The organism is Ameyamaea chiangmaiensis, from assembly GCF_013376175.1.
Classification (GTDB): domain Bacteria; phylum Pseudomonadota; class Alphaproteobacteria; order Acetobacterales; family Acetobacteraceae; genus Ameyamaea; species Ameyamaea chiangmaiensis.
Genome location: NZ_JABXXR010000202.1, coordinates 1 through 3807 on the forward strand (window position 1 = coordinate 1; position 3807 = coordinate 3807).

Genomic DNA, 3807 nt, shown 5'->3' on the forward strand with positions numbered 1-3807 from the left:
CCCGTGCCGCGTGGCCGGCGCTCAAGGCTGTGGCGGACGGCGTGGTCGTCACGCGCGATCTGGTGAGCGAGCCCGCCCATATTCTCACGCCGGCCGAATTCGCCGCCCGCGCCGAGGCGCTGCGGGCTGATGGCGTGAGCGTCGACGTGCTGGATGTGGCCGCGATGCAGGCCCTGGGCTTTGGCGCGCTTCTGGGGGTCGCGCAGGGCAGCGAGGCCGAGCCCAAGGCGGTCATCATGCGCTGGAACGGCGGGGCGGAGGGCGACGCGCCCGTGGCCCTGATCGGCAAGGGCGTGACGTTTGACTCGGGTGGTATCTCGATCAAGCCCGCCGGCGGGATGGAAGAGATGAAAACCGACATGGCCGGTGCGGCGGCGGTCGTCGGTGCGATGACGGCAATCGCGCGCGGACAGGCGCCGGTCAATGTGGTCGGGATGATCGGTCTGGTCGAAAACATGCTCTCGGGCGCCGCGCAGCGTCCGGGCGACGTGGTCCGCAGCTATTCCGGCCAGACGATCGAGGTGCAGAACACCGACGCGGAGGGACGTCTGGTTCTGGCGGACCTGCTGTGGTACGCGCAGGACACATTCCGCCCGCGCGCGATGATCGATCTTGCTACGCTGACCGGCGCGATCGTGGTCAGCCTGGGTCACGAGCGCGCGGGCCTGTTCGCCAGCGACGATGACCTTGCTACGCGGATCGCAACGGCCGGCGACACGACGGGTGATCAGGTCTGGCGCATGCCGATGGGCGATGCCTACGACAAGCTGATCGATTCCGATATCGCCGACATGAAGAACGTGGCGGGCCGTCCGGGCGGATCGATCACGGCGGCGCAGTTCCTCAAGCGCTTTACCAATGACGTCGCGTGGGCGCATCTCGATATCGCGGGGACGGCGTGGGCGTCCAAGGGTCGACCGGGGTGCCCGAAGGGCGCCACCGGTTTTGGCGTTCGTCTGCTCGATCGCCTTGTGCGCGATTACGCCCGCGTCTGAAGAATGGCGGAGGTCGGGTTCTATCACCTGACCCGCACGTCGCTGGAGGAGGCTCTGGCGCCGTTGCTGGGCCGCACGCTGGAGGCGGGCAAGCGCGCGGTCGTGCGCTGCGCCGATGATGCCGCCGTCGGCGCGCTTGACGCGTCGCTGTGGAAAGTGCGTGAGCCGGTCTGGCTGCCGCATGGCTCGGCGGCACTGGGACAGGCGGCGTGGCAGCCGGTGTGGCTGACGGCGGACGACGACACACCTAATGGCGCGACGTTTCTGTTTTCGGTCGCGGGTGCCACGATCGCATCCCCGGAGCGGTTCGAGCGGATATTCGACCTGTTCGACGGTGGGGACGCCGCCGCCGTCGCGGCGGCCCGCGTTCGATGGAGCGCGATGAAGGCATCGGGCCATACCCTGACCTACTGGCGGCAGGAGACGCGCGGCTGGCGTCGGGCGGGGTAGACCATGCGCCGTATTCTTGTCCTTGGCAGTCCAGGCTCAGGCAAAAGCACGCTTGCGCGACGCATGGGCACGACTCTTGGTGTGCCGGTCGTATCGATCGATCAGCTTTACTGGGATACGGGATGGAAACCGCGTGATGGCGCCCTTTGGCGTGCCGAGCTTGCAAACTGGTTGACGCGGCCAACATGGATCATTGACGGAAATTACATAAGCACCTTGGACGAGCGATTGGCTGTGGCTGATCACGTTGTGTGGTTCGATCTGCCGACGCATGTTTGTATCGGCGGTATTACGAAACGTCTCGTACATGGTTGGGGCCGGACACGGCCGGATATGGCGGCAGGGTGCCCCGAACGCTTCGATCTCGAATTTTTTCGGTATGTTCTGACGTTTCGCCAATATATTCGGCCGCTCTCTATGGAATTACTATCGCTTTGGCATGGTCCGCTAACGATCTTGTCTTCCCGTAGAGAGCGGGCGTCTTTTCTCCAGAAGTTTCCATCGCGTTAAGAGAGAAACATGTCTCGGAAGACCGCCGCGATGATCTGGGGGAGGCAACATGGACACGAGAAGACTTACCGATGGCCCTGCTGCAACCCGTCGGTATCGAATGTGTTCGATTTCTCGACGTAGAAAACCAGGAGCGCGCGGCGATGGCAATCGAGATCGGGGGGCAGACTGTCCCGACACTGGGCATGGGCACATGGAACATGGGGGACACGCCGGCGCGCCGGTCGCAGGAGATCGCGGCGCTGCGGCTCGGTCTGGACGCGGGGCTGCGGGTGGTCGACACGGCGGAGATGTATGGCGCTGGCCGGTCGGAAACGCTGGTCGGCGAGGCCATCGCGGGGCGGCGCGACGAGGTGTATCTCGTCACCAAGGTTCTGCCGTCGAATGCGTCTCTGAAGGGAGTTCAGTCGTCGTGCCGGGCGTCGCTCAAGCGCCTCAAGACCGACCGGGTCGATCTGTTTCTGCTGCACTGGTCCGGATCGGTGCCGCTGGACGAGACGGTCGAGGGGTTCGAGCGCCTGCGGGCGGAGGGGCTGATCGGGGCGTGGGGCGTGTCGAACTTCGATGTGTCGGACATGCAGGCGCTGGAGCGGGTCGCCGACGGGTGTGCGGCCAATCAGGTGCTCTACAGTCTCGATTATCGCGGGGTGGAGTTCGACCTTCTGGGGCGCGATCAGGACCGGGGCGTCGTGACGATGGCCTATTCGCCGATCGGGCAGGGGGGCGATCTGCTGCGCCATCCGGCACTTGCCACCATTGCCCGGCGGCATGAAACAGATCTTGGCCCGGCAACGCCGGCGCAGATCGCGCTGGCCTGGGTGCTGCGGCGCCCCAATGTTCTGGCCATCCCGAAGGCTGGCAAGCCGGAGAACCAGCGCGCGAATGTCGCGGCGCAACAGATCGTCCTGACGGATGAGGATCTGGCCGCGCTGGACGCGGCTTTTCCACCGCCACGCCGCAAGCAGCGTCTGGCGATGCTCTGACGTGGCAATCTGACACGCGCGGGGACGCGGGCGGTTCCACCCGGGGGCGTCGCGCGCTATGCAGGGCGGACGCCTGATCCCCGGAGCCCCGCCGCATGAGCCTCCCGTCCGTTCGAGCCTTCTTCGCCGAGCACGCGCCGGATTGCGAGATCATCGAGTGTGACGCGTCGACGGCCACCGTGGCCGAAGCCGCCGCCGCCCATGGCGTGGCGCCGGCGCAGATCGCCAAGACGCTGGCGTTCCACACGCCGAAGGGCATGGTGCTTGTGGTGGCGTGCGGTGATGCGCGGATGGATAACCGGAAATTCAAGGCGGTCTTTGGCGGCAAGGTCAGAATGGTCGACCGCGCCGAGGTCGAGGCCGCGACCGGGCACCCCGTCGGCGGGGTCTGTCCGTTCGGGCTGGCGGAGAGCCTTCCGGTGTATTGCGACCTGTCGCTGCGGGCGTTTGCCGAGGTGCTGCCGGCAGCGGGGTCGGTCAACAGCGCGGTCCGGATCGCGCCTGAGCGTCTGGCCGCCCTGACCCATGCGCTGTGGGTGGACGTGACACAGGATCCGGTGCCCGACGATGGCCTGAACCACGGATCCGCGCCGACGTGACGTCCTTTCTGACCGTCGCCGCGCTTGTGGGATTCACGATCGCGGCGGTCGGGCTTGTCCTTGAGGGTGTCTATCGGAACGCGGGTGACCTTCGTCGCGGGGGTTTCGCGCTCAGCGTCGTGGTGTCGGTCGTGGCGCTGTGTGTCGGGCATGTCGCGTGCCCCGGCGCCTTGCTGCTGTTTGGGGTGATCGGGCTCGCGGGGGCGGATCGGGCGGCAGGGTTCGGCGTGCTTGCAGGCGCGGTGTTGGCGCTCCAGCCCGGTGGCGCGG

At 66.6% G+C, this 3807-nt stretch carries 6 protein-coding genes; 5 read left to right on the plus strand and 1 reads right to left on the minus strand.

All coding sequences use genetic code 11. From position 1 onward, the window contains the following. The coding region (locus HUK82_RS15050) for a leucyl aminopeptidase (RefSeq protein WP_176614726.1) at positions 1-995 on the plus strand (995 nt) is incomplete at its 5' end. A 3-nt stretch (positions 996-998) separates the two neighbouring features. After that, positions 999-1445, plus strand: coding sequence for a DNA polymerase III subunit chi (locus HUK82_RS15055; RefSeq protein ID WP_176614727.1), 447 nt, complete (start codon positions 999-1001; stop codon positions 1443-1445). 36 nt (positions 1446-1481) lie between these two features. Here the strand turns inward: HUK82_RS15055 and HUK82_RS15060 are convergent, their stop codons facing one another. Beyond that, positions 1482-1754, minus strand: coding sequence for a hypothetical protein (locus HUK82_RS15060; protein ID WP_176614728.1), 273 nt, complete (start codon positions 1752-1754; stop codon positions 1482-1484). Positions 1755-2098: 344 nt separating this feature from the next. On the opposite strand from HUK82_RS15060, the gene HUK82_RS15065 reads away from it, so the two are divergent. From HUK82_RS15065 to HUK82_RS15075, 3 genes are all read left to right on the plus strand, one after another. Next, complete coding sequence (locus tag HUK82_RS15065; RefSeq protein WP_246495211.1) at positions 2099-2938, plus strand: aldo/keto reductase; 840 nt, start codon at positions 2099-2101, stop codon at positions 2936-2938. 95 nt (positions 2939-3033) lie between these two features. Next, positions 3034-3537 (plus strand): YbaK/EbsC family protein, encoded by a 504-nt coding sequence (locus tag HUK82_RS15070; protein WP_176614729.1) that lies wholly within the window; start codon positions 3034-3036, stop codon positions 3535-3537. Continuing rightward, a partial coding sequence (locus tag HUK82_RS15075; protein WP_218061610.1) for a hypothetical protein occupies positions 3534-3807 on the plus strand: 274 nt, incomplete at its 3' end. The genes HUK82_RS15070 and HUK82_RS15075, both read left to right, overlap by 4 nt.